We start from the raw sequence: 26,674 nt of genomic DNA, 5'->3' as shown, positions 1-26,674 counted from the left end.
CCGCTTTTGCCAATCCCTAATCCCGACTCCCCAATCCCGGCTCCCAAATGACCATCAAAACGCTCGCTCTGCAATGCCGTGATGCCGCGCAGGTGGTGTCGCAATTGTCTGCACCGGCCAAGCATGCCTTGCTGGACGCGATGGCGGCCGCGCTGGAAGCCGATGCCGCGGCGATTCTGGCCGCCAATGCGCGCGATCTGGAGGCCGCGCGTGCCAAGGGCACCGGCAGTGCCATGCTCGATCGGCTGGCGCTGGACGACAAGCGCCTGGCCGGCATCGCGGCCGCACTGCGCGAGGTGGCGCAGCTGCCCGACCCGGTGGGTCGGATCACCCGCGAAGATGTGCGCCCCAACGGGATTCGCGTGCAGAAGGTGCGTGTGCCGCTGGGCGTGATCGCGATGATCTACGAGGCGCGGCCCAACGTCACGGCCGACGCTGCGGCACTGTGCATCAAGGCCGGCAATGGCGTGATCCTGCGCGGTGGCTCGGAGGCGATCCATTCCAATACCGCCATTGCGCGCGCACTGCAGCGGGCCTTGCGCGAGGCCAATGTGCCGGACGCGGCGCTGACCCTGGTCGAGGATCTGCGCCGCGAGACCATGCTGGAACTGCTGCAGCTCAGCGACATCGTCGATCTGGCGATTCCGCGCGGTGGCGAAGGCCTGATCCGGTTTGTCGCCGAGCACGCGCGCGTGCCGGTGATCAAGCACTACAAGGGGGTGTGCCACCTGTTTGTGGATGCATCCGCCGATATGGAGCTTGCGCTGCGCCTGCTGATCGATGGCAAGGCGACGCGGCCGTCGGCCTGTAATTCGCTGGAGACCTTGCTGGTGCATGCTGGCATCGCCGAGCGCTTCTTGCCGCTTGCCGCGCAGGCATTGCGCGAACGCAAGGTGGAACTGCGTGGCGATGCGGCGACGCAGGCGGTGCTGCCGGACATCGCTGCTGCCAGCGACGACGACTATGCCGCGGAATTCCTGGATCTGATTCTGGCCATCCGCGTGGTGCCGGATCTGGACACGGCGCTGGCGCACATCCGCCAGTATGGCTCGGACCACACCGAAGTCATCGCCACGCAGGATGCCGACAACGCCGAGCGATTCGTGCAGTCGCTACGCTCTGCGGTGGTGATGGTGAACGCCTCCTCGCGCTTTTCCGATGGCGGTGAATTGGGCCTGGGCGCGGAGATCGGCATCTCCACCACACGCCTGCATTCCTATGGCCCCATGGGCCTGGAAGCGCTGACGGTGGAGCGCTTCGTGGTGCGTGGCGAAGGCCAGGTGCGGCATTAGGAACGCTGGGCACCCCTAGCGAACACCCATCAACGGCCGCCACGCAGACGCCGCCTGCAACGGCGTCATGCTGCAGGCGCTGCCGGCCTGCGGGGCCGGCTCACAGCACGCGCCGCACTTGGCCGCGTGCAAGCGTAATGTCGTGCGCCTGGGCGCCCCAGGCAATGCGGGTGCGGGTGCCGCCGACACTGCGCACGCTGACCTGCGTCGGCACGCCGTTGCGCCACGCCATATCCACCGTGAATCCGCCGCGTGCGCCCAGGCCGGTAACGCGGCCTTGCGCGGCCCAGGCCTTGGGCAGTGCGGGCAGCAGCGTGATCTGGCCAGGGCGCGAATACAGCAGCATTTCCAGCATTGCGGCCGGGGTGCCGAAGTTGGCATCGATCTGGAACACCCCGCCAAGGGTGGGGTCGCCGTGCTGGCTGAGATCGTAGATATCGAACAGATTCGGCGCGGTGCCATTGCTGTGACCGATCGAGGGTTTCAGATTGGTCAGCACCAGCGCATAAGCACGCTCCGCATCGCCCAGTCTTGCCCAGCACAGCGCCCGCCACGCGCAGGCCCAGCCAAAGCTCTGCATGCCGCGCGCTTCCAACAGCTTGCGCGCTGCTTCCACCTGCGCGGGCGGCCCCAGATCCGGATGCAGGCGATGGCCGGGGAATAAACCCATCAGCGGCGACAGGTGCCGGTGATGGGCTTCACCCAGGTCGGTGGGGGACATCCATTCCTGCAATTGGCCGCTTAGCGGGCTGATTTCCGGCAGATACAGACGCTGCTGCAGCGTGGCGACGGTCGCGGCGTAGGCCGCGTCGCGGCCAAGCAGGGCGCTGGCCTGGCGATATTGCCCAAACAACGTCCACACCAGTTCCTGCGCGTAGGCAATACCGCGCGCATTTTCCGGGCCGTGCTCGGGCGACCAGTCATGGTCGTCGACCAGGCACTGTCGCGTGTGCCCGTCTGCATCGGTGACCTCCATCGCGATCAAGCGCGCCTGCCAGAATTCGCAGGCGCCCTTGAGCAGCGGATAGATGCGCGTGAGCTGGCCCCGGTCCTGCGTGAACTCGTAGTGCTGCCAGAGGCTGTCGCATAACCATGCGTTGCCAGCCGGGTGCCAGTACCAGCCGTTGCCGCCGAACGGGTTAGTGGAAATGGCCACGGTCCAGCCGGCGATCTTGCCGGAGGTATTGCGAAAACGATTGCGCGGGTCGTTGAAATGGGTCTGGGTGATGCGTGTCCAGGACGGCAACTGCGCCAGGCAATAGCGTGTCAGCGCATCGACGCAGTTGCCCAAGCCGGACGGGTCCGCCAGCCAGTAGTTCATCTGCAGATTGACGTCGCTGTGGTAGTCGCTCATCCATGGCGGGTCGTTGTTTTCCAGCCACAGGCCCTGCAGGTTGGTGGGTAATCCATCGCGCGAGGCGGCGATGGTGAGGTAGCGGCCAAATTGCAGATAGGCCACTTCCAGTTCCGGGTCGGGAAGCGCAGGTGCCGCGGCGCGGGCCTGGATTCGCTGCCAGGTCGCCAGGCCGCGCTGCGCATCGCTGGACTGGCCAAGCTCCACCTGCAACGTGTCGAACAGCGCACGGTGATCGGCGACATGGGTATCCAGCAACAGCGCCGCAGGCACTGAAGCGGCGGCCTGTGCGCGGTGGCGCGCCCGCGCCAGCGGGTCGCGCGTGGGGGCGCGCCAGCCGCGTGCGCCATCGGCGGCGTAATCGGTGTCGCCGCACAACACGATGGTCAGGCCACGGCAGTCACGAAACTGCAGGAGGCCGTCGCCTGTTTCGAGCCTGCCATCGTCGCTGTGCACGCGCAGCGCTGCGGCATAGCGCAGGCCGTTATCGAGCTGGCCGGCGAAGCGCAGCCCAGCGTCGCCGTCGGCGCGACCGGCGCCGGCATGCGCATCGATCAGGCGAATGCGGCCACGGTGGCTGCCTGCGCCTTCGCAATCCAGGCGCAACACGATGGCCGCATCCGGGTGGCTTGCGAACAGCGTGCGCGTATAACGCGTCTCGCCGATGCGATAGCGCACGCGCACGCAGCCGTTGCTCATGTCCAGTTCGCGCTGGTAATCGGACACCTGCGCCTGCGCATGCCCTTCCAGTTCCACGAACAGTTTGGCCAGCAGCATGAAGCTGCCGAAATCTTCCTTGGTATACGCAAACTGGCCATCGTCCTGCAGCGCTGCGTTGCTGCCGCCCGACCAGAGGCTGCCTTCGGAAACGAACAGCGTCTCGCAGGCAGGAGCCCCGCCGCAAAGCGTACCGAGCCGGCCATTGCCGATCGGCAGTCCTTCACGCAACAGCTGGGCATCGGCGGCAGGTGCCGCATAGGGCAGGCGCAGCGCCTGCTCGGGCGGCAGCAACGGCGAACGGGTGGGGCGTACCGGTGGCGTGGTCGCGTCGCTACTGCCTGCACGGCCGAGCAACGGCAACAGCGCGGCCGCACCGAGGTGGGTGAGCAGACGGCGGCGGTGTGGGTCGGCGCAGGCGTGTGAGGGGATATCGCGCATACGAGCGGTCGCTGCAATCGTGGGATCAAACGTTGTAAAGCATCTGCCGCGCCTGCGGAAGCGTGCGATTTGCCGGTCTGCCAATGACGTTGGGTTGGCTTGGTGCTGGCTTGCGCGCACCTATCCAAGACTGGCGTGCAAGGGATGCAACGCACGGCATGGTCATTTCAGGACAGCACCAAGGCGCTGCCTTGCCGCCAATCGGCAGCACGTGCGCGCCGCAGCGTGGCCGACCCGGTACCTTCGACACTCCCGCAAGCCAGTTGTCTGTGCCTACGCTGCTGCAGTTGTTCATCCTGCCCACCGTTGCTGCCGGAGATTCCATGCGCCGCCTTGTCGCCTGCCTGCTAGCCACCGCCATTGCCACCGCCACCGGCACCGCGATGACGCAAACCTCGCCGATGACGCCGGACATCACCGGCAAGCCGTTCGTGGCTGCCGATGCGAACAACGACTACATCAAGCGCGAGGTGATGATTCCGATGCGCGATGGGGTCAAGCTGCACACGGTGATCGTGCTGCCGAAGGGCGCCAGGAACGCACCGATCATGCTGACACGCACGCCTTACGACGCCAGTGGCCGCACCGAACGGCTGTCCTCGCCGCATATGAAGGACCTGCTGTCTGCCGGCGACGACGTCTTCGTGGAAGGCGGCTACATCCGTGTGTTTCAGGACGTGCGCGGCAAATACGGTTCCGAAGGCGATTACGTGATGACGCGCCCGCTGCGTGGGCCGCTCAATCCCAGCGAGGTCGACCATGCCACCGATGCCTGGGACACCATCGACTGGCTGGTGAAGAACGTCAAGGAATCCAATGGCAAGGTCGGCATGATCGGCTCGTCCTACGAAGGCTTCACCGTGGTGATGGCACTGACCAACCCGCATCCGGCGTTGAAGGTGGCGGTGCCGGAAAGCCCGATGATCGACGGCTGGATGGGCGACGACTGGTTCAATTACGGCGCGTTCCGCCAGGTGAATTTCGATTACTTCACCGGCCAGCTCAGCAAGCGCGGCAAGGGCGCCGGCATCGCGCGTCAGGGGCACGACGATTACAGCAACTTCCTGCAGGCCGGCTCGGCCGGCGACTTCGCCAAGGCCGCAGGTCTGGAGCAATTGCCGTGGTGGCACAAGCTCACCGAACACGCCGCCTATGACGCGTTCTGGCAGGAGCAGGCGCTCGACAAGGTAATGGCGCGCACGCCGCTGAAGGTGCCCACGATGTGGCTGCAAGGCCTGTGGGATCAGGAAGACATGTGGGGGGCGATCCACAGCTACGCGGCGATGGAGCCGCGCGACCAGCGCAATACGCTCAACTACCTGGTGATGGGCCCGTGGCGCCACAGTCAGGTGAACTACGACGGCAGTGCCTTGGGCCCGCTGAATTTCGAAGGCGATACCGCGCGCCAGTTCCGTTCCGAGGTGCTGCGCCCGTTCCTGGACCAGTACCTGGTCGATGGCGCGCCCAAGGCAGACACGCCGCCGGTGTTCATCTACAACACCGGCGAAAACCATTGGGACCGCCTCAAGGCGTGGCCGCGCAGTTGCGACAAGGGCTGCGCCTCGTCCAGCAGGCCGCTGTATCTGCAGGCCGGCGGCAAGTTGTCGTTCCAGCAACCGGTGGCCGGGCAGGCGGGCTTTGAAGAGTACGTGTCCGACCCCGCCAAGCCGGTGCCGTTCGTGCCGCGCCCGGTGGATTTTGCCGACCGCGCGATGTGGACCACCTGGTTGGTGCACGACCAGCGCTTTGTCGATGGCCGCCCTGACGTGCTGACCTTCGTCACCGAGCCGCTGACCGAGCCGCTGCAGATCGCCGGTGCCCCCGAAGTGCATCTGCAGGCCTCCACCAGCGGCAGCGACAGCGATTGGGTGGTGAAGCTGATTGATGTGTATCCGGAGGAGATGGCGTCGAACCCGAAGATGGGCGGCTACGAGTTGCCGGTGTCGCTGGCGATCTTCCGCGGCCGTTACCGCGAGAGCTTCAGCACGCCCAAACCCTTGGCCTCCAATCAGCCGCTGGCATTCCAGTTCGGCCTGCCAACCGCCAACCACACCTTCCAGCCGGGCCATCGGGTGATGGTGCAGGTGCAGTCCAGCCTGTTCCCGCTGTACGACCGCAACCCGCAGACCTACGTGCCCAATATCTTCTTCGCCAAGCCCGGCGATTATCAGAAGGCCACGCAGCGGGTATACGTGTCCCCCGAGCAGCCCAGCTACATCAGTCTGCCGGTACGTTGAGCGCGCGGGCGCCGCGTGCCGGCGGCGTCCACGCATCTTCCAGCAACTGCGGGCGGCAGGCCACCCAGGCGGCGGCCAGCTGCACCAGCAGGCAGATGACCAGGAACACGAACGGGGAGGTCCAGCCGCCGCTGTGCGCGTGCAGCCAGCCGAACAGGAACGGCCCCAGGCAGCTCACCGCATAGCCCACGCCCTGCGAGAAACCGGACAGCGCGGCCGAACCGGCCGCCGTGCGGCTGCGCTGATTCACCAACACCAACGCCAGCGGAAAGGTGCTCGGCCCCAGGCCGAGCAGGGTCACCCACAGGACCGGTGCGGCCAGCGGCGCCCACCACAGCCCGGCGAACGCGACCAGGTGGCAGGCTGCGCATAGCAGCACGATCGGAAACGGATTGCGCATGCGCACCGCCAGCGCCGGCATGATCAGCGCGCCGACCATGCCCAATGCCGCGAACAACGCCACCATGGTGCCGCCGAACGCAGGCGATGCACCGGCTTCGCGCAGCAGCGTCGGCAGCCAGGTGAACATGGAATAGGTCACCAGCGAGGTCATGCCGAAGGTCACCGCCATGCTCCAACCCAGCGCCGTACGCGCGACGCGGCCTTCGGCTTCGGGCGTGGGTGTGACCGGTGCCGGGCCGGTGGCGCGGATGCGCCGATGGTTGGCGTGCACCAGGGCCCACGCCGCCGTTGCCAGCAGGGCCGGCAGCACCCACGCCACCATCGAACTGCGCCAACCCAGCGCATCGGCCACCGGCACTGCCAGCAGGGCCGGCAGCAGCGTGCCGACCTGCAGCACGGTGATGTACAGCGTGCTCACCCGACCCACGCGGTCGCCGAAGTAGCGCTTCACCAGCGGCGGCAGCACCACGTTACCCATGCCCATACCGGCCAACGCCACCAGCGAGCCGACCAGCAACCCGGCGGTGCCCGGCAGCAGCGGGCGCAGCACCAACCCCAGCGTGGCCAGCGCCATCGACAACAGCGCCACGCGCAGCAAGCCGAAACGGCGCAGCAATGCGGGCGTTGCCACGCCGGTGAGTGCGAACGCTGCGGTCGGCAACATGCCGAGCGCACCCATGGTGGGCGCGCCGAAGGCGTACTCGTCGGCAATGCGTTCCAGCAGCGGCGTCAGCGACGTCACCGCGGTGCGCAAGTTGAATGCGGACAGCAGGATCGCGGCCAGCACCAGGCCGCGACCACGCAACTGGGCGGACGAAGAAGACGCGGCAGTGACAACAGACATGACAGACCATCCGCGTCGCGCACGTGCGTGCAACGACGCCTGAAAACACAAAACCGGCACGAGGCCGGTTTGTGTTTTGAAACTGGTCGGGGAGACAGGATTCGAACCTGCGACCTCTACGTCCCGAACGTAGCGCTCTACCAGACTGAGCTACACCCCGAAGGAGCCGCGTATGTTACATAGGGAATGGGGAATCGGCAAGCATCTGATGAAATTATTTTACTGAGGCGGCTCGCCACGCTCGGGCTCGCGTGCTTCGAACCACATGCCGTTGAGCACCGCGGCCAATGCCGCCAGGCCGGTGCCAAGTATCCATGCGAAATACCACATTGGTGTGCTCCTCGAATCGTTGAACAGGATGATGGTGGCGCGCGGTGCGGCAACGGCAGCGCAGGCACTGCGATCGCTGCCGCGGCGCTCAGTACGCGTTGGGATTGGCCGTGACCGCATCGTCGGTGACCTTGCCCTTGAGCACGCGATACACCCAGCTCGTGTACGCCAGCACGATCGGCATGAACACGGCAGTGGCCAGCAACATGATCCACAACGTCAGACGGCTACTGGATGCGTCCCACACCGTCAGGCTCGCGCTTGGCGCGCTGGAAGAGGGCAGCAGGAACGGAAACAACGCAAAGCCCACCGTGAACACGATGCCGACGATGGCGCTGCCGGAGGCGATGAAGGCCAGGCCGCCGCGCCGCAGGCGTAAGCACACCGCGCTCATCGCAAGCCCGACCAGGCCCACCAGCGGCGCCATCAATGTGGCCGGCATGCTGCTGTAGTTGTGCAACCAGCCGCCCGCGGCGGTGAGCGCAGCGGTCTTGCCGAGCGGGTTGGTGGCCGCATCGGTGGCCAGCACCGAGGTCACCGCATAGCCGGGCAGACCCAGCGCCACCCATGCGCCGCCTGCTGCAAACAGTGTCAGCGCACACAGCGCGGCGATGCCGCCGAAACGTGCCGCGCGCTCGGCCACCGGTCCATCGGTCTTGAGCACCAGCATCGCGGCGCCATGCGCGAGCAGCATCGCCACGCTGAGCAAGCCGGCGAGCAATGCGAACGGCGTCAGCAACCCGAGCAGGTTGCCGGTGTAGAACGTGCGCATGCTGTCGTCGAAGTGGAACGGCACACCCAGCAGCACGTTGCCGACCGCCACGCCCATGATCAGCGCCGGAATGAAGCCGCCGACGAACAACGCCCAGTCCCAAGTGCTGCGCCAGCGCGGACTCACCAGTTTGCCGCGGAACTTGAAACCGACCGGGCGCAGGATCAGCGCGAACAGGATCAGGAACATCGCCAGATAGAACCCGGAGAAGCTCACTGCATACAACGGCGGAAACGCGGCAAAGATCGCGCCGCCGCCCAGGATCAACCACACCTGGTTGCCTTCCCAGACCGGGCCGACGGTGTTGATCACCAGCCGGCGTTCGGCATCGTTGCTGGCGACGAACGGCAGCAGCGCGCCCACGCCCAGATCGAAGCCGCCCATCACCGCGTAGCCGGACAGCAGCACGCCGAGCAGCAGCCACCAGATCACGCGCAGGGTCGTGTAATCGAGCAATACGAAATCCATGATGTCTCTCCTTTGCTTACGGTGCGCTGCCGGCCACGGCACCGGAACTCAGCGGTGCGTGACGCGACGGGGCATGGTCCTGCAGGGCGGCGGGCAATGCGTTGGGCGGCATCGGTGGGAACAACACCTCCGGTCCCTTGTTGATGGTCTTCAGCGACAACTTGATCGCAATCACCAACAACGTCGTGTACAGCGCGGTGAAGCCCACCAGCGTCATCACGATCTCGTAAAGGTCCAGCCCCGAGGCGGCGTAGAACGTGGGCAGCACCCCTTCCACCGCCCACGGCTGGCGGCCGTATTCGGCAACGAACCAACCGCATTCGATCGCGATCCACGGCAGCGGCAACGTCCACAGGGCCAAGCTCAGGAACCAGCGTTTTTCCTGGAAGTTGTGCTTGCAGGCAAACCAGAAGGCGACAGCGAAAAACGCGATGAGATACATGCCGATGGCGGCCATGATGCGGAAGGTCCAGAACAGCGGCAGCACGCGCGGTACGGTGTCCATCGCGGCCTGGGCAATCTGCTCCGGCGTGGCGTTGCCGATATCGTCGCGATAGCGCTTGAGCAGCAGGCCGTGGCCCAGGTCCTGCCAGTGCGCATCGAAAACCTTGCGTGCTTGGGCGTCGTTCTTGTCGGCGCGGATGCGTTGCAGTGCGCCGTAGGCGATCTGACCGCCGCGGATGCGGTGTTCGGCACGGCCGACCAGTTCGAGAATGCCTGGAATTGGCTCATCCAGCGAACGCGTGGCGATCAAGCCCATCAGGTACGGAATCTTGATGGCGTAATCGTTGCGATGGGTGGTCTGGTTCGGAATGCCGAATGCAGTGAAGTCGGCCGGTGCGGCTTCGGTTTCCCACATCGCTTCGATGGCGGCCAGTTTCATCTTCTGGTGTTCGCTGGCGGCATAGCCGCTCTCGTCGCCCAGCACCACCACCGACAGCGACGACAGCAGGCCGAACGCTGCAGCCACCGCAAACGAACGCCGTGCCATTTCAATATGCTTGCCCCGCAAGAGATAAAACGCACTGATCGACATCACGAACACCGCGCCCAGCACGTAGCCGGCACTCACCGTATGCACGAACTTGGCCTGCGCCACCGGGTTGAACAGCACTGCCACGAAATCCACCACCTCCATGCGCATGGTGTCGGGGTTGAACACCGCGCCGGCCGGATTCTGCATCCAGCCGTTGGCGATCAGGATCCATAACGCGGAGAAGTTGCTGCCCAGCGCCACCAGCCAGGTGGTGATCAGGTGCTGTACCTTGCTCAGGCGATTCCAGCCAAGAAAGAACAGGCCCAAGAAGGTGGCTTCCAGAAAGAACGCCATCAGTCCCTCGATCGCCAGCGGCGCACCGAAGATGTCGCCCACGTAATGGCTGTAGTACGACCAGTTCATGCCGAATTCGAATTCCATCACGATGCCGGTGCCGACACCCATGGCGAAGTTGATGCCGAACAGCACACCCCAGAACATGGTCATGCGCCGCCAGATCTGCTTGCCGGTCATGACGTAGACGCTTTCCATGATGCCCAGCAGGAACGACAGACCCATGGTGAGCGGTGGAAAGATGAAGTGGTACATCGCGGTGACTGCGAACTGCAGCCGCGACAGTTCGACAACTGTCGAGTCGATCATGGCGGGGTGGGCCTGGTTGAGGGTCGGTAAGGAATGTGGCGATCATCTGCCGCTCTCGCGCCGGCCGCGTTGATCCAAATCAATGCGGTCCTGAACAGGTGCGTCACACTGTCCATCCCCGACCGGGAGGCGGCGACTTACAATCGCGTGCAATGCGCAGTCTTCAGAAGAGCGACGTGAGCCAGCCCAGCGTGCAAGCCAGCGAAACGCCCACCCAGCGCCGTCAACGCGGCCACTGGCTGGATGCGCTGGCCGCATCGGCCACGCGCGCGCGGCGGCTTGCCGGCGTGGCGGTGGCGTTGTCGGGTGCGTTGCTGCTTGTGCAATCGGCTGCGATCGCCTGGCTGGTACAGGCGGTGCTGGTGCAGCACCTGGCATTGGCGCAATTGCGCAACGTGGGCGCGGGGTTGCTGGTTGCGCTGATCGGGCGCGCGCTACTCAATGCCTGGGCGCAATCGTTGGCCGGCGATGTGGCCGACGTGGCCAAGCGCGAACTGCGCGCACGCATTGCGCAACGCCTGGTGCAGCACGGGCCGCTCTGGTTGCGCCGGCAACGCAGTGGCGAACTGGGCGAGTTGAGCCTGGCGCATACCGATGCGCTGGAAGGCTATTTCGTCGGCTACCAGCTCGCTCGCATCGAAATGGTGCTGGTGCCGCCGCTGATTCTGATCGCGGTGTTTTCGGTCGATTGGGTGGTCGGGCTGGTGTTGCTGCTCACCGCGCCGCTGATTCCGTTCTTCATGATGCTGGTGGGCTGGGGCGCCGAGGCCGCAGGGCGCGAACAACTCGGCGAACTGGCGCGCATGGGCGGGCATTTTGCCGATCGCCTCAAGGGCCTGGGATTGCTTCGCGTGTATGGCCGCGGCCAGGCTGAATTGCAGGGCATTGCCGCCGCTGCCGAGGGCGTGCGCGAGCGCTCGCTGAAGGTGTTGCGCATCGCATTCCTGTCCTCCACCGTGCTGGAGTTTTTTGCCTCCGTCAGCGTTGCGATCGTAGCGCTGTACTTCGGCTTGAGCTATCTGGGCATGCTCCATCTGCACGGTATGCCGTCGCTGGGTGCCGGCATGTTCTGCCTCTTGCTGGCGCCGGAATTCTTCGCACCGCTGCGGCGCCTGGCCGCGCATTACCATGACCGCGCGAACGCCTTGGCTGCCGTGGCCGAAGCCGAGCGCTTGCTGCAGGGTTTCCAGCCGGCTGCCGCCGCGCACACCGCCGTGCTACCCGCACGTGCCCTGGAGCCGGCGCAAGCGCATGCGCCCTTGTTGCAGGCACGTGGATTGGTGCTGCGTCCTGCCGGCGCGCCGCAGGTGGTGGTCCAGGAGTTCGCGCTGACGCTGGAGCCCGGCCAGCGCGTTGCGGTGATCGGTGCCAGCGGCAGCGGCAAGAGCACGCTGCTGGAAGGACTCGCCGGTTGGCTTGCACCCGAGGCGGGCAGCGTGGCCGTGCGCCCGGGGGCGCGCATTGGATATGCCACGCAGCGGCCCTACCTGTTTCACGCCAGCATTGCCGACAACCTGCGCCTGGCCGACCCGCAGGCCAGCGATGCGCGCCTGCACGCGGTGGCCGAGGCGGCGCAGGTGCTGCGCTTTACCGCGCACTTGCCGGCCGGCCTGGACACCGTGATCGGCGAGCGTGGCTTTGGTTTGTCCGGTGGCGAAGCCCGCCGCGTGGCGTTGGCGCGATTGTTGTTGCGCGAGCCGGAGGTGTTGCTGCTGGACGAACCCACCGCCTTTCTGGACCCGGACACCGAAGCGGAATTGCTGCGGACGCTGGGCATCTTTGCGCGCGGCCGTGCGGTCGTTCTGGCGACGCATAGCGCTGCGGCGATGCGTTGGGCCGACACGGTGATCGATCTGCGCGGCGTGCCGGTCACGCTGGAGGCACCATGAGCCGCCCCCAGCCTGATCGTTTGCGCGATGTGTTTCGTCTGCATGCCTGGCGCCTGCTGTTGTCGGCAGTGCTGGTGCTGGTCACCATGCTTGCCGGTGTCGGCCTGCTGGGCTTGTCCGGCAGCTTCCTGACCGCCGCTGCGCTGGCAGGCGTTGCCGGCATGGGGGCCGGTTTCAACTTTTTCTCGCCGTCGGCCGGCATTCGCGCCTTGACCTTCGCGCGTATCGTGTCGCGTTACGGCGAAAAGTTGATCGGGCACGATGCCACCTTGCGCATCGCCCGCGATCTGCGGGTGTGGTTCTTTCGCCGCGCCTTGCCGCTGGCGCCCGGGCGATTGTCGGCCACCCGGACCGGCGATCTGCTGGCGCGGTTGATGTCCGACATCGGCGAGGTCGACGGCCTGAGCGTGCGCGCGTTGGCACCGCTGGCCGCATTGCTCGGCATCTGGTTAGGTGGTGTCGCCGCCGCTGCGCTGATCTATCTCCCCGCTGCGTGCTTGTTGCTGGTGCTTGGCGTGCTGATCGGCGGGCTGGTGCCGTGGCAGGTGGCACGCGGCGGCGCGCAGCGCGAGCAGTTGCGTGCGCAGCAGCGCACGGCCTTGCGCACGCAGGCCTTCGAAGGCCTGGAGGGCGCGGCCGACCTTGCTGCGGTCGACGCGCAGGGCGCCTGGCTGCAGCGCAGTGACGCCGCCGCCGCCGCCGTCACCGGCGGCGATCGCATCCAGCGCAGACGGCTGATCACAGGCAACCTGCTGCATGCGCTCTGCGGCGGGCTGGGGCTGGCCAGCATGCTGTGGCTGGCACTTGGCGCGGCCGAACGCGGGCTGATCGCCGCCGAGCTCGCTGCGGGGTTGGTGTTTTTGACCATGGCGTTGCTGGAAGTCTGGGCCGGTGCCGGGCTGGCATTGCAGGCGCTGCAAAGCGCACGCGTTGCCGCCGGGCGCCTGCAGGCCATCGTCGATCAAGCGCCATCGGTGAGCGATCCGGCGCACGCGATCGACGTGCCGCGCACCGGCACGTTGCAATTGCAGCAGGTGTCGTTTGCCTGGCCCGGTAGCGTGCGCCCGGTGCTGCACGCGCTCGATCTGACCCTGGCGCCGGGCGAGCGCATTGCCATCAGTGGCGATAGCGGCAGCGGTAAAAGCACAGTGTTGGCGTTGTTGCTGCGCCTGTGGGATCCGCAGGCCGGGCAGCTGCGCTACGCGGGCATCGACCTGCGCCACCTCGCACAGGCGCAATGGCACCAGCGTATCGCCTGGCTGCCACAGAACGCGCCGGTGTTTGCCGGCAGCGTGCGCGACAACCTGCTCATCGGCGACGCCGCTGCCGATGATGCCGCACTGTGGCAGGTGCTCCAACAGGTGCGCCTGGGCGCGTGGGCCAGCGCGAACGACGGTCTGGACACCTGGGTTGGCGAAAACGGCGCCACGCTGTCTGCCGGCCAGGCGCGCCGGCTCGCCCTCGCGCGGGCACTGCTGCGCGATGCCCCGATCCTGTTGCTCGACGAACCCACCGATGGTCTGGACGTGGATACCGCCCACGCGCTGTTGGTCGACCTGGCCGCCGCACTCGGCGAACGCTCGCTGGTGATGATCACCCACGACGCGCTGCCGCCCGGTGTCGTGCAACGGCATTACCGGATGCGTGAGGGAACGCTGGAGTTGCTCGACCAGAACGCATAGCCGATCACCGAGGTCCTCGAACGTGGTCACAGGGTGGGAGTTGATCGCCGGGCCGCGCGTTGTTGATCGCGTTCAATCAAACAGCACCGCAAGCGCGGCCATCAGATCGGTCTCGGTCACTGCCAGTACCAGTGCACTGACGTTCAACGCAACCGTGAGCCAGAACGTCAGCTGAAACGCCGCCTTGCTGCACTTGTGCCGGTAGATTTCCTGCGCCAGCAACGCACCTGGCCAGCCACCGATCAGCGCCAGCAGGTGCAAGCTGGATTCGGGTATGCGCCATTGATTGCGTTGCGCGGCCGATTTGTCCATCGCATAGATCAGCAGGGTGACCAGGCTGGCCGCCGCGTACCAGAGCGGGACGATCACCGGTACCACGTGCATCAGCGTGGCCGCCGCCAACGCGAGCATCGACACCGCAGCCAGCGTCTTGCGTGGCAAGCCGCTGCGACGCTGTTCGGTTCTGGCGGCGGTGGTACGGTCTGCCCACTGCACTTGCGTGGCATTCAGGCGTTTGTACGCATCGCGTTCGATTGCATACGTGATGATCTCCCCATCGCGCGGGCGACGCGTCTGCTGTGCAAATGCGCTGATATGGACGAATGCGCGGTCGCCACCACCATGGGGCGTGACGAAGCCAAAGCCCTTGTGATCATTCCAGTCGCTGAGACGTCCCTGATAGCGCATTCGCGTTGCTCTGTTGGATGGTGTGGCTTGCCGGTGCGATCTGCGCGCATATCACGCATCAATTTCCCAGCCGGAAAAACAGCGGTGACGGTCGTCATCTTCCAGCAGCATCGGCCGAGATCCGGCGGCGCAGAGCGACGTTCAAGGAACTCAACAGCCCTGCAAAAAGTCGCGGACCGCTGGGCCGAAGCGGGCGAAATCGACCAGGAACGCGTCGTGGCCTTGCGGCGAATCCAGGCCGATGAAGTGCGCATCGGCGCCGCCGGCACGCAGGCCGTCGGCAATCTGCTCCTGCTGCTGCACCGGGAACAGGATGTCGGTGTTGGCACCGATCGCCAGCGCACGCGCGATGCGGATACGCGCCAGGCCGGCAAGCACCGTGTCGGCGGTCGAGACGCCGGTCTGCGGCTTGGCAGAGGCGGGCAGGGCATCTGCATGGGCGTGGTCGATGGCAGAGTCGGTAGCCGGTTGCTCGTCGACATGCTCGGCCAGGTCGAACCAGTCCATCGAGCGGCTCAAGTACAGATAGCAGTTGGGGTCGAAGAAGCGCACGAAGCGGCGCGCGTGGCCTTCCAGATAGCTTTCCACCTGAAATTCCAGCCCGAACGGATCATCTGCCGCCTGCTCGGAATCCAGTCGCACGCGGCCGAAACGACCGTCCCATTCCAGCGCCGAGCGATAGGTGATCACGCCGAGCTTGCGCGCCATGCGCATGCCCGATTCCGGGTAGCGGGCATCGTCGTAGTGGCCGCCATTCCAATGCGGGTCCAACCGGATCGCCTCGCGTTGCAACGAGCGGATTGCGATCGAAAACGGCAATGCCTGCGCGCTGCCGGAGATATTGATATGGCTGCGCGCGATGCCGGGATGACGCAGCAATAGCGCCAGCGCGGTCATGCCGCCCATCGAGTTGCCGATCAGGCAGGCCAGTTGCGCGATACCCAGTGCGCGTACCACATCGGCGGCGGCGTCGGCCACGTCTTCGATCGACAAATCCGGAAAGGTGAGGCGATACGGCGCGCCGGTTGCAGGGTTCACCGAGGCCGGCCCGGTCGAGCCCTTGCAACTGCCCAAGGAATTGACGCAGACCACGAACCAGCGTGCGGTATCGATCGGCTTGCCCGGGCCCAGCATCGCTTCCCACCAGCCCGGCTCGGGGTTGGCCTGGTTTGCCGCCGCGTGCGCATTGGGCGACAGGCCGGTGACGATCAGGATCGCGTTGCTGCGATCTGCGGCCAGCGTGCCCCAGGTCTCGTACGCCACGCGTGCCTGATGCAGCACGCCACCGCGCTTCATCGGAAACGGCGAGGGCAGGGCGTGGTACAGCGTGCCGGCAGGGATGAATTCAGTCATGGGCCAATTCTAGCTGGCACTGCGCGAGGGTGCTGGGGCATGTGAGATGGGAAATACACGAAGCGAGGGGCGCTCATTTGATACGCGATTAGGCTGCTGGCCGGCGGTGCGTACATTCGTCTGCATGCGCATGTAGACAACGAAACATCCGGCTCAGCAGGCAGTCGCAAACGCCGCTCGATCTGTGTCGATGCACGCGTGATGTACCTTCGGTACAGCGGCATGGCTGCACGAAGATCGAGTGTTTGCCCGCATCAGTTAGGTCGATGACCGCGCCCATCACACGCAATGCGTCAGCCATCAGCGGCCGATCACCAGTTCCACCGGCGCGGCCGCAGGCAGTGCGACCGTCACCGGAGCGCTCTCCACGTCATCGGCCTGGCGCATGGCGTTGCCGCTGCGCGACAGCCGTGCCAGCAGCTGCACGTTGTCCAGCGACGACAGCGTGCGCGTCGGCATCGGGCTGTCGCCATCGTCCAGCGTGATGGTCAATGGAAGCTCGCGCAGCGCGTGTTTTTCCACCGCCACCGGCATCGGCGTGTCGGCCGCGCGCGCGATCACGAACACGCTGGTATCGCCGGGCAGTCCGGCGCGCTTGGCGAATTCGGCATCCAGCGTCACGCGCACCTGAAGGCGTTTGCCACTCGCTGCGGCGGCGGTAGGCGCAGCCGGTGCCTGGAGCGGCTCGAGCCTGGCGTCCTGTCGGGCGGCATTGATCTGTTCGAGCAGGCCGGGGCGGGTGGAGGCATCGACCACGCGCAATAGCGGCTCCCATGTCGCACTGGCCTTGGCCGGCTCACCGGCTTGGCGCTGCACCACCCCCAGGAACCAGCGCGCGCGTTGGTGGTCCGGTTGCACTGCCAGCGCGTGTTCGAGCAGGCGCATGGCTTCCGGGTCCGGGCGGCCGCTGTCGTCGGCAAGCATGCGCGCCTGCGCCGCGGCGACCAGCACGTCCGCTTCGTCCGGACGGAGTGCGACCGCGCGTGCGAAGGCATCGCGCGCTTCGGCAAATTTCTGCTGGCTGGACAGTGAGCGCCCCAGCAACACCCAGCCCTCGGCCTGTTCGGGGTGACTGGCCAGCGCCGCGCGCAGCTGCACGATGGCTTCATCCAGCGAACGTGGCGTGGCCGGGCGATTGGTCGGCTGCGTAATGGCGCCAGGCGTTCCGACCAGCCAGTACAACGCCGTGCTCGCGGCCAGCAGCAACACTGCCACGCTTGCGGCCAGGCCGCGCGCTTCGCGCCACAGCGGGCGCAACACCACGCCGAAGGCCAGTAGCGCAATCACGATCCCCGCGACGATAAAGCCGGCCATCACCACTCCTGCTCATCGGCAGGCACGACAGGCGCGGCCACGCTGCGTTTGCGTACCACCCGCACCACGGCGCCCGCGCCCAGCAGCAACACCAGCAGCGGACCGAACCATAGCAGCCAGGTGCGCGACTCCACCCGCGGGCGATACAGCACGAACTCGCCATAGCGCGCGACCAGGAACTGGCGGATCTGCGCATCGCTGCGGCCCTCGTGCATCAGTGCCAGCACCTCGCGGCGCAGGTCCTGCGCAATCTGCGCGTTGGAATCGGCCAGCGACTGGTTCTGGCACTGCACGCAGCGCAACTCGGCGGTGAGTGCGTGAAAACGCGCCTCCTCTTCGGCCGAGGCATAGCGCAGCGGCGCCGGGTCGCCGACCGGCTGGGCGAATGCCAGCCAGGGAAGTAACACTAGCGTCAGTAGCCAGCGGATCATTGTTTGGCGTGCAGGTCCGGTGCGGCGGTGGGCGAACGTTCGATCTTGCTCAGCGCCGGAATCAACTGGGTGTCGATGATGGATTGGGTCAGCATGCCGCTGTACTTCCAGCGCACCACGCCACGCCCGTCGACCAAGAAGGTTTCCGGCGCGGCAGCAATGCCGAAATCGATGGCGGTGCGGCCATCCTGATCGGCGACCACCAGCAGATACGGGTTGCCGAGTTGTTCGAGCCAGCGCAGCGCATCGTTGCGCTCGTCCTTCCAGTTGTAGCCGATCACGCGTACGCGCTTGGTCAGTGCGAAGCGGCTCAATACCGGGTGTTCTTCGCGGCAGGCCGGGCACCAGCTGCCCCACACGTTGATGATGTACGGCGCGCCGCGCAATTCGCGCGCATGCACCACGATGGCCGGGTCGTGCAGCAGCGGCAGCGCGAATTCCGGCGCCGGTTTGCCGATCAACGCAGAGGGCAGGGCATCGCGATCGTCCTGACCGGAGCGCACCACCGCGTAGACCAGCAGCGCTGCCAGGGCGAGCAGCAGCACGATGGCGCCCACGAGAACCGCAGTGGGCAGGCGGGGCGAACGTGACTCAACCATCTTGGATCTCCGGAGAACGACGAAAACGCCGGTCGGCCGCGGTCACCAGGCCGCCAAGCGCCATCAGCAGCGCTCCCAGCCAGATCCAGCGGACGAACGGTTTGAGGTGGACACGCACCGCCCAGGCCTGGTTGCCCAGCGGTTCGCCAAGGGCGACATACAGGTCGCCAAACGGGCCAGGACGAATCGCCGCCTCGGTCAATGTCTGGCCACCGCTGGCGTAGCGGCGCTTTTCGGCCTGCAGCGCGCCCACCGGCGCATCGTCCTTGAGCACCTGCAGGTTGGCACGGTCGGCCACGTAATTGGGCCCGCGCAGTTCTTCCAGCCCGTCGAAATGCAGGGCATAGCGGCCGATCTGCACCTGTTGCCCGGGCGCCAGCGCCACTTCGCGCTGCAGGCTCAATCCCTCCACCAGCAGGGCACCGGACAGGAACACCGCAACGCCCAGGTGCGCCAGCACCATGCCCAGCATCTCGGCGGTGAATCTGCGCCCCTTGGCTGCCCGCCGCGTCCACAGGAACCGCGCGGTGCCCAGCAGCACCCAGGCTGCACCGGCGACACCGAAGGCGGCTTTCAACTGTCCCTGCGGCGCGACCAACCAGGCCAGCACGCCGGCCGCCAGCGCCAGGCCTGCCCACGGCGCCAGCATCGCCAGCGGCCGCGAGGCCTGTTCGCGCTGCCAGCGGGTGAGCGGGCCGAACGGCAGCAGCGCCACCAGCGGCGCCATCAGCACCACGAACAAGGTGCCGAAGTAGGGCGGGCCGACCGACAACTTGCCCAGTCCCAACGCATCGGCGAGCAGCGGGTACAAGGTGCCCAGCAACACCATGGCGCAGGCGCAGGTGAGCAGCAGGTTGTTCAACAGCAGCAAGGTTTCGCGCGAGCTGCCGGCGAATGCGCGACGCGGATCGTCCGCCACCGACAGAAGCGGCGCGCGCAGGGCATACAGCAGCAACGAACCACCGACCACGGCCAGCAGGAATACCAGAATGAACAGCCCGCGCGACGGGTCGGCGGCGAACGAATGCACGCTGGTCAACACGCCCGAGCGCACCAGGAAGGTGCCCAGCAGCGACAGCGCGAAGGCGGCGATTGCCAGCAACAAGGTCCAGCTGGCGAAGCTGCCGCGCTTTTCGGTCACCGCCTGCGAATGCAGCAGTGCGGTGCCCACCAGCCACGGCATGAAACTGGCGTTCTCCACCGGGTCCCAGAACCACCAGCCCCCCCAGCCCAGCTCGTAATACGCCCACCAGCTACCGAGCGCGATGCCCACGGTGAGCATCGACCAGGCGACATTGGTCCACGGCCGCGTCCAGCGCAGCCAGCGCGCATCCATACGGCCTTCCAGCAGCGCGGCGATGGCGAACGCGAACGGCACCGCAAAGCCGACGTAGCCGCAATACAGCATCGGCGGATGGACGATCAGCCCCGGATCCTGCAGCAGCGGATTGAGGTCGCCACCTTCCGGCGGCACCGGAAACAACCGCGCAAACGGGTTGGAGGTGAACAGCAGGAACGCCAGAAACCCAATACTCACCAGCGCCATGACGCCGAGCACGCGCGCGATCACATGCGCCGGCAGCTGCCGCGACCAGATCGCCACCGCGCCGGTCCACAACGCCAGCACCAGCGTCCACAGCAGCAGCGAGCCTTCGTGCGCGCCCCACACCGCCGAATAGCGGTACATCACCGGCAGCAGGCTGTTGGAATTCTCGGCGACGTAGCGCACCGAAAAATCCTGCACCAAGAAGGCATGCGTCAACACGGCAAAGGCCGATGCGATCAGTGCCAGCTGCACCAGCGCTGCCGGCCGCGCCACGGCCATCCAGCTGCTGCGTCCGCGTCGTGCGCCTGCCAGCGGCACCACGGCCTGCACCAGCGCCACCAGCAGGGCCAGCACCAGCAGGAACGTCCCGAGTTCAGGAAGCATCGGGTCGGCGCGTTGTCGAGCGTGGGTCCGTGCCACGACGGCAGGTGCATTGCAGAGTCCGCATTACTGCAGCGGTTGCACCTGCTTGCCAACGCACGGCGACATCGTCAGCCACGCACCCGCCGCGCAAGCCACCTGTCTGCAGGAATGCCGATCTCCTGACACACGCCATCAATGCAGCTCTCCAGCTTGGCCCGCAGCGGCCGGCACATCGTGCTTGCGATGCGCGCTGCCCATCTTGTCGGCGACTTCCTTCGGCATATAGGTTTCGTCGTGCTTGGCCAGCACATCTTCGGCGACGAAGATGCCGTTCTGCATGCGGCCGGTGGCCACCACTGCCTGCCCCTCGCGAAACAGGTCCGGCAGGATGCGGTCGTAACTGACGGGCAATTGCGCATCGCCATCGGTGACGCGGAATTGCGCTTCCAATGCGCCGGAGGCGCGTCTGAACGAGCCTTTTTCGACCATGCCACCAAGCCGGAAGCGCGAATGCGCGCCGGCATCGCCACGCAGCACTTCCGAGGGCGTGTACAGGTAGGCCACGTTGCGCTGCAAGGCCATGGCCACCAGCGTGGTTGCCAGCCCGCCGGCCAGCACCAAGGCCAGCACCAGCCACAGGCGGCGGCGACGTTGCGGGTTCACCGGATCAGCTCCGCATCGCTGGGCACCGCGCGCTTGCGCTCGCGCAGACGGCGCGCCTGGGCGGTCTTCAGGGCGCGACGTACCTGCCAACGGCCGGCGATCAGATCCCACAGCAGCACCAGCACGAACACCGCATAGGCGGCGATGACGTAAGGCAGGTAGCTCATGCCGCACTCTCCTGCGCATCGCGCACGATCCAGGCCTTGCCCGCCTCGCGGCGCAGGTTGTCGGCGCGCGCGCGCGTCAACAGCGACCCGACAAACCAGAACTTGGTGCCGATCACCATCAACCACAGCGGCAGCAGCATGCTTGCGTCGATGGTGGACGGCCCAAGCAGGCGGATGCTCTGGCCCTGATGCAGCGAATTCCACCACACCACCGAATAGCGGATCACCGGCAGCAGCGCCACCCCGACGATGGCCAGCAACGCCGCCGCGCGCGCCGCCTGACGGCGGTCGTCGATGGCGTGATACAGGCCGATCACGCCCAGATACAGAAACAGCAGGATCAATTCGGTGGTCAGGCGCGGGTCCCAGTCCCACCAGGCGCCCCACATCGGTTTGCCCCAGATGCTGCCGGTCAGCAAGGTGATCACGGTAAACGCAGCGCCGATCGGCGCGCACGCCATCGCCAGGATCTCGCAGATCTTGATGCGCCAGATCAAGGCGATGGCCGCATACAGCGCCATCAGCCCGAACACGAACAGGCTCATCCACGCGCTCGGCACATGGATGTAGAGAATACGAAAGCTGTCGCCTTGCTGGTAATCCGCCGGCACCGCGAACAAGGCCTGCCAGATGCCCACACCCAGCAGCAACGCGGCCAGCGCGTAGCACCAGGGCGCCCAGCGCGCAGTAAAACGGTCGAAGATCGGGGGCGATGCGAGTTGGTGGAACCAGCGGACGACGACGTTCATGCGATGGCAGTAGCCTTTGGAATGGCATTGGCTCTCGAAACAGCAACAACGCGTTGTGCGGGACGTGCTATCGACAATGCATCGAGTGCAGCGCTCAACTCAACGAAATGCGGATCGCGGCCGCCGCAGCCAGCGGTGCCAGGACCACGCCGATCACCAGTCCGGCGCCCAACAACAACAACGCACCCACCGCATCCTGCCCTTGTCCGCTGGCCGCCACGCTGCCGGCACCAAACACCAGCACCGGCACGTACAGCGGCAACGCCAGCAAGGCCACGAGAATACCAGAGCGCTTCATCGTCACCGTCAGTGCCGCAACGACAGCGCCGAGCAGGCTCAGGAGCGGCGTTCCCAGCGCCAACGATGCCAGCAGCACAGGTAATTGGTCATGCGGCAGGTGCAGCAATTCGCCCAGCAGCGGCGTCACGGCAATCAGCGGCAGCGCACTGGTCGCCCAATGCAGCAGCACGCGCACTGCGATCAACCAGGCCAACGGCACCGGTGCCAGCAGCCACTGCTCCATCGAGCCGTCTTCCACATCGCTGCGGAACAAGGCGTCCAGCGACAGCAGGCCAGCCAGCAACACCGACAGCCACAGCACCGCCGGCGCGGCCTGCGCAAGCAGGTCCGGGCGTCCGCCCAGTCCCAACGCGAACAACACCACGATGAGCAATGCGAACAGTGCCGGCTGCAATGCATCGCTGCGGCGTCGCCACAGCAGGTGCAGGTCGCGGGCAAGCAGGGCGCGGGCCGCCTGCCAGAGCGAGGGTTGCGGCGAATGCGTGCTCATGCCGCAGCCTCCAGCGTGAGCATGCGGGTGCGCACCGGTGGCGCTGCATACGCACCGTGCGTGGTGACCAGCGCCGCGCCACCGCCGCGCAGATGCGCGGAGATCATTCGGTTAACCAGGGTGATGCCATCCAGATCCAGATTGGCGTACGGCTCATCCAGCAACCAGAGTGGTGCCGGCGACAGCCATAGCCGTGCCAGCGCCAGCCGCTTGCGCTGGCCAGCCGACAATTGCCGCACCAGCGCATCTTCGTAACCGGCCAGGCCGACGATCGCCAGCGCGCTGCCGGGCATCTGCTTGGCGCGACGGCCATGCAGGCCGCACAGGAAGTGCAGGTTTTCCAGCGTGCTGAGGTCGGCCTTCAGGCCGGGCAGGTGGCCGAGGTAGGCCATGAAGCGGCTGCGGTCGCCGCGCTTGGCGGTCTTGCCATCGATCTGGATCTGCCCGCGCTCCACGTGCAGCAGGCCAGCCAGTACGCGCAGCAACGTGGTCTTGCCGGCGCCGTTGTCGCCTTGCACCAGCAACGCTTCGCCGGCATCGACATGGAAATCCAGCGGGCCAAACACCGGCTCCTCGTTGCGACTGAAGGCCAGGGCGTGCGCCGCCAGCAGCGGCGGTGCGGTGTGCAGCGGTTCGATCATCGGTGCAGCAGGCTCGGGTCGCAGGACGGCATGGGGAAGGGCCGGGGCAGGCACGCGCCGGACCGGGCGCGCATTGTAGCGACGATGGTGGCATGCCGGGGACGCCTGCGGCATCGCCGCAGGCGCCGCGATGTGTCAGGGAACGCTGTTTTGCAGCGTCCGGGCGCAACCGGCTGGCGGCTTTGCGTACACTCGCGGTCCCCCGTTTCTTGTCCGGACAGGCACCATGCCCCTCACGACCAAGCTGCCCAAGGTGGGCACCACCATCTTCACCGTCATGTCGCAGCTGGCGGCCGAGCACGGCGCGGTCAATCTGGGCCAGGGCTTTCCCGATTTCGCGGTGCCGCAGCGGCTGGTCGACGAACTGAGCAAGGCCATGGCGGCCGGCCACAACCAGTATCCACCGATGACCGGCGTGGCCGCGTTGCGCCAGGCCATCGCCGGCAAGGCACAGCGCTGCTATGGCGCGCAGGTCGATGCCGACACCGAGATCACCGTCACCAGCGGTGCCACCGAGGCGATCTTCAACGCCATCCACGCGGTGGTGCGCGCCGGCGAAGAGGTCATCGTGCTGGACCCGGCCTACGACTGCTACGAGCCGGCGATCGATCTGGCCGGCGCACGCGCCGTGCATGTGGCGCTGCACCCGCAGACCTTTGCGGTCGACTGGGCTGCGCTACGCGCCGCGATCACCCCCAAGACGCGCCTGTTGATGATCAACTCGCCGCACAACCCGTCTGGCGCGATGCTGTCGGCCGAGGACATGCAGACGCTGACTGAGCTGTTGCGCGGCACCGACATCTTTTTGCTGTCCGATGAGGTCTACGAACACATCGTGTTCGACGGCCGCCGCCACGAATCGGTGCTGCGCTGGCCGGAACTGCGCGAGCGCGCATTGGTGATTTCCAGCTTCGGCAAGACCTACCACTGCACCGGCTGGAAGATCGGCTACGCCATCGCACCGCCGGCGCTCACGGCCGAATTCCGCAAGGTGCACCAGTACAACACCTTCACCAGCTTCGGCCCGGCCCAGCACGCCTTTGCTGCGATGATCCGCGACGAGCCCGAACACGACGAGCAACTGGGCGCGTTCTACCAAGCCAAGCGCGACCGCTTCCGCGAACGGCTGCTGACCACGCGCTTGAAGCCGTTGCCTGTGCCCGGCGGCTACTTCCAGCTGGTGGACTACTCAGCCATCAGCGATCTGCCCGATACCGAATTCGTGAAGTGGCTGACGATCGAGAAGGGCGTGGCCGCGATCCCATTGTCGCCGTTCTACCAGAACGCGCCTGCAGGGCAGCGCCTGGCGCGGCTGTGCTTTGCCAAGAACGATGCGACGCTGGATGCGGCGATTGAGCGCCTGCAGAAGCTCTGACGGGCGGGGATTCGGGATTCGGGATTGGCAACGGCGGCGCGCTGTTCGTTGCTTTGAATCCACACGAAACCGATAGCACCAAGCCGCCCGACATCCGCTGTTTCGAATCCCGAATCCCGCCTCCCAAATCCCGCCTCTCTATGAACGACCTGCGCATCTCCCTGATCCAAGGCGACACCCGCTGGCATGACCCGGCCGGTAACCGCGACTATTACGCTGCGCTGCTGGAGCCGCTGGCCGGGCAGACCGATCTGGTGATCCTGCCGGAAACCTTCACCAGCGGGTTCTCCAACGACGCCATCGACAAGGCCGAAGGGATGGACGGGCCGACCGTGGCGTGGATGCGTGCTCAAGCCGCACGCCTGGGTGCAGCGGTGACCGGCAGCGTGCAGTTGCGCACTGATGCCGGTGTGTTCAACCGGCTGCTCTGGGCCACGCCCGATGGGGCGTTGCAGTACTACGACAAGCGCCACCTGTTTCGCTTCGGCAACGAGCATCTGCGTTATGCGGCCGGGCGCGAGCGGCTGACGGTGGAATGGAAGGGTTGGCGGATCAATCCGCAGGTCTGCTACGACCTGCGGTTTCCGGTGTTCTGCCGCAATCGCTTCGATGTGGAACGCCCGGGGCAGCTGGATTTCGATCTGCAATTGTTCGTCGCCAACTGGCCGTCCGCCCGTGCCTATGCCTGGAAGACGCTGCTGCGCGCCCGCGCGATCGAAAACCTGTGTTTCGTGGCGGCGGTCAACCGCATTGGCGTGGACGGCAACCAGCTGCATTACGCCGGCGACAGCGCGGTGATCGATTTCCTCGGTCAGCCGCAGGTGGAAATCCGCGAACGCGAGCAGGTGGTCACCACCACCATCAGCGCAACTGCGCTGGCCGAGCACCGCGCCCGTTTTCCCGCGATGTTGGATGCAGATCGGTTCGAGATTGAGGATTAGCGATCCGGGATCGGCACAAGCTGCTGCCGGGCAGTTGCAAGCCCGGCCGCTGTCGCCAATCCCGAATCCCGAATCTCTAATCCCGGCTACTGAGCCAGCTTGATCTCGTAGATCTTCGGCCAGCGCTTTCCGGTGACGAACAAGCGATCGTGCTCGGCGTCGTAGGCGATGCCGTTGAGGACATCATTGGTGGGGTCGGTCAAGGTGTCCGGGTCTGGCACCAGTGCCTTGAGGTCGACCCAGGCGATGACCTTGCCGTTGGCGGGGTCGATGCGTGCGATGCGGGTGGTCAGCCACACGTTGGCCAGCAACTGGCCCTTGACCCATTCCAGCTCGTTGAGGTTGTCCAGCGGCTTGCCGCGGGCGGTGACCTTGATGCTGCCGATCTGTTTCAGGCTCTGCGGATCCAGCCGGCGGATGTTGGCGGTTCCGTCGCTCATATAGAGCTGGCGATCATCGCTGGTCAGCGCCCAGCCCTCGCCGGAATAGGTGAATTGGGTACGCGGTGCCAGCGTGGCCAGGTCGTAGACGAAGCCGCGCTGATTGCGCCAGGTCAGCTGGATCAGGCGATCCTTCCAGGCCACGATGCCTTCGCCATAGAAAGGCGGCGGCGTATTGACCTGCTGCAGGACGTTGCCGCTGTCCAGGTCGACCTTGCGCACGCTGGACCGGCCCAGCTCGCCGGTGCTCTCGTAGAGATGCCCGTCCAGATAGAACAGGCCTTCGGTAAAGGCAGCGGTATCGTGCGGATAGGCCTTGACGACGGTGTAACCCTGGGTGGGAATCGCCTCGCCGCAGTGGGCGAGGGCGGGCAGCAGCAGTGCGCTGGCGAGCAGGCTGTAGACGATGCGTGGCATGCGGCAATCATCCCATGTCGCGGCCGCAGGCGGCAGCTCTGTTGCCCTGTCGGACTTGGCTAAGACCCCGCTGAACAAACGCCTGCGCCGCGCTGGAATCTTGTCGCGGCTGCCACATCGGCGCTGCTAGT

General features: G+C 66.2%; 23 protein-coding genes and 1 tRNA gene. 6 read left to right on the top strand and 18 right to left on the bottom strand.

Features of this window, described 5'->3' with window-relative positions; genetic code table 11:
• Positions 1-47: 47 nt before the first annotated feature.
• Entirely contained in the window at positions 48-1,292 is a 1,245-nt protein-coding gene (locus tag AC1POX_RS12525; protein ID WP_031423002.1) for a glutamate-5-semialdehyde dehydrogenase, read from the top strand.
• A gap of 100 nt (positions 1,293-1,392) precedes the next feature.
• Here the strand turns inward: AC1POX_RS12525 and AC1POX_RS12520 are convergent, their stop codons facing one another.
• The gene (locus AC1POX_RS12520; protein ID WP_372356223.1) at positions 1,393-3,804 is read right to left on the bottom strand and encodes a glycosyl hydrolase family 95 catalytic domain-containing protein; all 2,412 of its coding nucleotides are present in this window, start codon (positions 3,802-3,804) and stop codon (positions 1,393-1,395) included.
• Between the two features lie 323 nt (positions 3,805-4,127).
• On the opposite strand from AC1POX_RS12520, the gene AC1POX_RS12515 reads away from it, so the two are divergent.
• A complete protein-coding gene (locus AC1POX_RS12515) occupies positions 4,128-6,041 on the top strand; it encodes a CocE/NonD family hydrolase (RefSeq protein ID WP_372356222.1) in 1,914 nt (637 codons plus the stop codon).
• On the opposite strand, the gene AC1POX_RS12510 is transcribed toward AC1POX_RS12515, so the two are convergent.
• The 5 genes from AC1POX_RS12510 to AC1POX_RS12490 all read right to left on the bottom strand — a co-directional run bounded on the left by AC1POX_RS12510 (position 6,022) and on the right by AC1POX_RS12490 (position 10,496).
• Complete coding sequence (locus tag AC1POX_RS12510) at positions 6,022-7,287, bottom strand: CynX/NimT family MFS transporter (protein ID WP_372356221.1); 1,266 nt, start codon at positions 7,285-7,287, stop codon at positions 6,022-6,024. The two genes, AC1POX_RS12515 and AC1POX_RS12510, sit on opposite strands and share 20 nt — an antisense overlap.
• 83 nt (positions 7,288-7,370) lie before the next feature.
• Positions 7,371-7,447: transfer RNA gene (locus tag AC1POX_RS12505), tRNA-Pro, on the bottom strand.
• 59 nt (positions 7,448-7,506) lie between these two features.
• On the bottom strand, positions 7,507-7,617 hold the full coding sequence (cydX, locus tag AC1POX_RS12500) for a cytochrome bd-I oxidase subunit CydX (protein ID WP_008573380.1): 111 nt from the start codon (positions 7,615-7,617) through the stop codon (positions 7,507-7,509).
• Positions 7,618-7,705: 88 nt separating this feature from the next.
• Entirely contained in the window at positions 7,706-8,857 is a 1,152-nt protein-coding gene (cydB, locus tag AC1POX_RS12495) for a cytochrome d ubiquinol oxidase subunit II (protein WP_338334064.1), read from the bottom strand.
• Between the two features lie 16 nt (positions 8,858-8,873).
• Positions 8,874-10,496: a cytochrome ubiquinol oxidase subunit I gene (locus AC1POX_RS12490; RefSeq protein WP_014090334.1), complete on the bottom strand. Its 1,623-nt coding sequence runs from the start codon at positions 10,494-10,496 to the stop codon at positions 8,874-8,876.
• Between the two features lie 152 nt (positions 10,497-10,648).
• Between AC1POX_RS12490 and cydD the strand changes: the two genes are divergently transcribed.
• On the top strand, positions 10,649-12,385 hold the full coding sequence (gene cydD / locus AC1POX_RS12485; RefSeq protein ID WP_338334063.1) for a thiol reductant ABC exporter subunit CydD: 1,737 nt from the start codon (positions 10,649-10,651) through the stop codon (positions 12,383-12,385).
• Positions 12,382-14,067: a thiol reductant ABC exporter subunit CydC gene (gene cydC, locus AC1POX_RS12480; protein WP_029819568.1), complete on the top strand. Its 1,686-nt coding sequence runs from the start codon at positions 12,382-12,384 to the stop codon at positions 14,065-14,067. Before cydD ends, cydC begins: the two co-directional genes overlap by 4 nt.
• A gap of 72 nt (positions 14,068-14,139) precedes the next feature.
• Here cydC and AC1POX_RS12475 read toward each other — a convergent pair whose 3' ends face one another.
• The 11 genes from AC1POX_RS12475 to ccmA all read right to left on the bottom strand — a co-directional run bounded on the left by AC1POX_RS12475 (position 14,140) and on the right by ccmA (position 23,370).
• Positions 14,140-14,754: a DUF1294 domain-containing protein gene (locus AC1POX_RS12475; protein ID WP_014090331.1), complete on the bottom strand. Its 615-nt coding sequence runs from the start codon at positions 14,752-14,754 to the stop codon at positions 14,140-14,142.
• A 150-nt stretch (positions 14,755-14,904) separates the two neighbouring features.
• Positions 14,905-16,107, bottom strand: a complete 1,203-nt coding sequence (gene metX / locus AC1POX_RS12470; protein WP_209261585.1) for a homoserine O-acetyltransferase MetX — start codon at positions 16,105-16,107, stop codon at positions 14,905-14,907.
• Between the two features lie 300 nt (positions 16,108-16,407).
• Positions 16,408-17,421, bottom strand: coding sequence for a tetratricopeptide repeat protein (locus tag AC1POX_RS12465; RefSeq protein WP_338334062.1), 1,014 nt, complete (start codon positions 17,419-17,421; stop codon positions 16,408-16,410).
• On the bottom strand, positions 17,421-17,852 hold the full coding sequence (locus AC1POX_RS12460) for a cytochrome c-type biogenesis protein (RefSeq protein ID WP_011347687.1): 432 nt from the start codon (positions 17,850-17,852) through the stop codon (positions 17,421-17,423). Before AC1POX_RS12460 ends, AC1POX_RS12465 begins: the two co-directional genes overlap by 1 nt.
• Entirely contained in the window at positions 17,849-18,451 is a 603-nt protein-coding gene (locus AC1POX_RS12455) for a DsbE family thiol:disulfide interchange protein (protein WP_008573806.1), read from the bottom strand. Before AC1POX_RS12455 ends, AC1POX_RS12460 begins: the two co-directional genes overlap by 4 nt.
• Entirely contained in the window at positions 18,444-20,381 is a 1,938-nt protein-coding gene (locus AC1POX_RS12450) for a heme lyase CcmF/NrfE family subunit (RefSeq protein ID WP_372356220.1), read from the bottom strand. Before AC1POX_RS12450 ends, AC1POX_RS12455 begins: the two co-directional genes overlap by 8 nt.
• 171 nt (positions 20,382-20,552) lie before the next feature.
• Positions 20,553-21,023 (bottom strand): cytochrome c maturation protein CcmE, encoded by a 471-nt coding sequence (gene ccmE / locus AC1POX_RS12445; protein WP_338334061.1) that lies wholly within the window; start codon positions 21,021-21,023, stop codon positions 20,553-20,555.
• Positions 21,020-21,190 carry a heme exporter protein CcmD gene (locus tag AC1POX_RS12440; RefSeq protein WP_008573809.1) on the bottom strand — a complete coding sequence of 57 codons (171 nt, stop codon included), beginning with the start codon at positions 21,188-21,190 and terminating at the stop codon, positions 21,020-21,022. Before AC1POX_RS12440 ends, ccmE begins: the two co-directional genes overlap by 4 nt.
• Positions 21,187-21,939 (bottom strand): heme ABC transporter permease CcmC, encoded by a 753-nt coding sequence (gene ccmC / locus AC1POX_RS12435; RefSeq protein WP_008573810.1) that lies wholly within the window; start codon positions 21,937-21,939, stop codon positions 21,187-21,189. The genes AC1POX_RS12440 and ccmC overlap by 4 nt, the downstream gene beginning before the upstream one ends.
• 94 nt (positions 21,940-22,033) lie before the next feature.
• Entirely contained in the window at positions 22,034-22,729 is a 696-nt protein-coding gene (gene ccmB / locus AC1POX_RS12430) for a heme exporter protein CcmB (protein WP_008573811.1), read from the bottom strand.
• Positions 22,726-23,370 (bottom strand): heme ABC exporter ATP-binding protein CcmA, encoded by a 645-nt coding sequence (ccmA, locus tag AC1POX_RS12425; RefSeq protein ID WP_008573812.1) that lies wholly within the window; start codon positions 23,368-23,370, stop codon positions 22,726-22,728. Before ccmA ends, ccmB begins: the two co-directional genes overlap by 4 nt.
• 226 nt (positions 23,371-23,596) lie before the next feature.
• On the opposite strand from ccmA, the gene AC1POX_RS12420 reads away from it, so the two are divergent.
• Together AC1POX_RS12420 and AC1POX_RS12415 are read left to right on the top strand one after the other, a co-directional pair.
• On the top strand, positions 23,597-24,745 hold the full coding sequence (locus AC1POX_RS12420) for a pyridoxal phosphate-dependent aminotransferase (RefSeq protein ID WP_122272970.1): 1,149 nt from the start codon (positions 23,597-23,599) through the stop codon (positions 24,743-24,745).
• Between the two features lie 140 nt (positions 24,746-24,885).
• Positions 24,886-25,686 (top strand): amidohydrolase, encoded by an 801-nt coding sequence (locus AC1POX_RS12415; protein ID WP_372356219.1) that lies wholly within the window; start codon positions 24,886-24,888, stop codon positions 25,684-25,686.
• Positions 25,687-25,772: 86 nt separating this feature from the next.
• Here AC1POX_RS12415 and AC1POX_RS12410 read toward each other — a convergent pair whose 3' ends face one another.
• Complete coding sequence (locus tag AC1POX_RS12410; RefSeq protein ID WP_277612226.1) at positions 25,773-26,543, bottom strand: glutaminyl-peptide cyclotransferase; 771 nt, start codon at positions 26,541-26,543, stop codon at positions 25,773-25,775.
• Positions 26,544-26,674: the final 131 nt, after the last annotated feature.

This window comes from Xanthomonas sp. NCPPB 3442 (assembly GCF_056725145.1).
The sequence above is the reverse complement of the archived record's forward strand: the minus strand, read 5'-3'. Positions and strand labels throughout refer to the sequence as shown.

Bases quoted from the DNA above. Each gene is read 5' to 3' on its own strand.
- AC1POX_RS12525 (WP_031423002.1), top strand. From the start codon at position 48: ATGACCATCAAAACGCTCGCTCTGCAATGCCGTGATGCCGCGCAGGTG.
- AC1POX_RS12520 (WP_372356223.1), bottom strand. From the start codon at position 3,804: ATGCGCGATATCCCCTCACACGCCTGCGCCGACCCACACCGCCGCCGT.
- AC1POX_RS12515 (WP_372356222.1), top strand. From the start codon at position 4,128: ATGCGCCGCCTTGTCGCCTGCCTGCTAGCCACCGCCATTGCCACCGCC.
- AC1POX_RS12510 (WP_372356221.1), bottom strand. From the start codon at position 7,287: ATGTCTGTTGTCACTGCCGCGTCTTCTTCGTCCGCCCAGTTGCGTGGT.
- cydX (WP_008573380.1), bottom strand. From the start codon at position 7,617: ATGTGGTATTTCGCATGGATACTTGGCACCGGCCTGGCGGCATTGGCC.
- cydB (WP_338334064.1), bottom strand. From the start codon at position 8,857: ATGGATTTCGTATTGCTCGATTACACGACCCTGCGCGTGATCTGGTGG.
- AC1POX_RS12490 (WP_014090334.1), bottom strand. From the start codon at position 10,496: ATGATCGACTCGACAGTTGTCGAACTGTCGCGGCTGCAGTTCGCAGTC.
- cydD (WP_338334063.1), top strand. From the start codon at position 10,649: ATGCGCAGTCTTCAGAAGAGCGACGTGAGCCAGCCCAGCGTGCAAGCC.
- cydC (WP_029819568.1), top strand. From the start codon at position 12,382: ATGAGCCGCCCCCAGCCTGATCGTTTGCGCGATGTGTTTCGTCTGCAT.
- AC1POX_RS12475 (WP_014090331.1), bottom strand. From the start codon at position 14,754: ATGCGCTATCAGGGACGTCTCAGCGACTGGAATGATCACAAGGGCTTT.
- metX (WP_209261585.1), bottom strand. From the start codon at position 16,107: ATGACTGAATTCATCCCTGCCGGCACGCTGTACCACGCCCTGCCCTCG.
- AC1POX_RS12465 (WP_338334062.1), bottom strand. From the start codon at position 17,421: ATGGCCGGCTTTATCGTCGCGGGGATCGTGATTGCGCTACTGGCCTTC.
- AC1POX_RS12460 (WP_011347687.1), bottom strand. From the start codon at position 17,852: ATGATCCGCTGGCTACTGACGCTAGTGTTACTTCCCTGGCTGGCATTC.
- AC1POX_RS12455 (WP_008573806.1), bottom strand. From the start codon at position 18,451: ATGGTTGAGTCACGTTCGCCCCGCCTGCCCACTGCGGTTCTCGTGGGC.
- AC1POX_RS12450 (WP_372356220.1), bottom strand. From the start codon at position 20,381: ATGCTTCCTGAACTCGGGACGTTCCTGCTGGTGCTGGCCCTGCTGGTG.
- AC1POX_RS12440 (WP_008573809.1), bottom strand. From the start codon at position 21,190: ATGAGCTACCTGCCTTACGTCATCGCCGCCTATGCGGTGTTCGTGCTG.
- ccmC (WP_008573810.1), bottom strand. From the start codon at position 21,939: ATGAACGTCGTCGTCCGCTGGTTCCACCAACTCGCATCGCCCCCGATC.
- ccmB (WP_008573811.1), bottom strand. From the start codon at position 22,729: ATGAGCACGCATTCGCCGCAACCCTCGCTCTGGCAGGCGGCCCGCGCC.
- ccmA (WP_008573812.1), bottom strand. From the start codon at position 23,370: ATGATCGAACCGCTGCACACCGCACCGCCGCTGCTGGCGGCGCACGCC.
- AC1POX_RS12420 (WP_122272970.1), top strand. From the start codon at position 23,597: ATGCCCCTCACGACCAAGCTGCCCAAGGTGGGCACCACCATCTTCACC.
- AC1POX_RS12415 (WP_372356219.1), top strand. From the start codon at position 24,886: ATGAACGACCTGCGCATCTCCCTGATCCAAGGCGACACCCGCTGGCAT.
- AC1POX_RS12410 (WP_277612226.1), bottom strand. From the start codon at position 26,543: ATGCCACGCATCGTCTACAGCCTGCTCGCCAGCGCACTGCTGCTGCCC.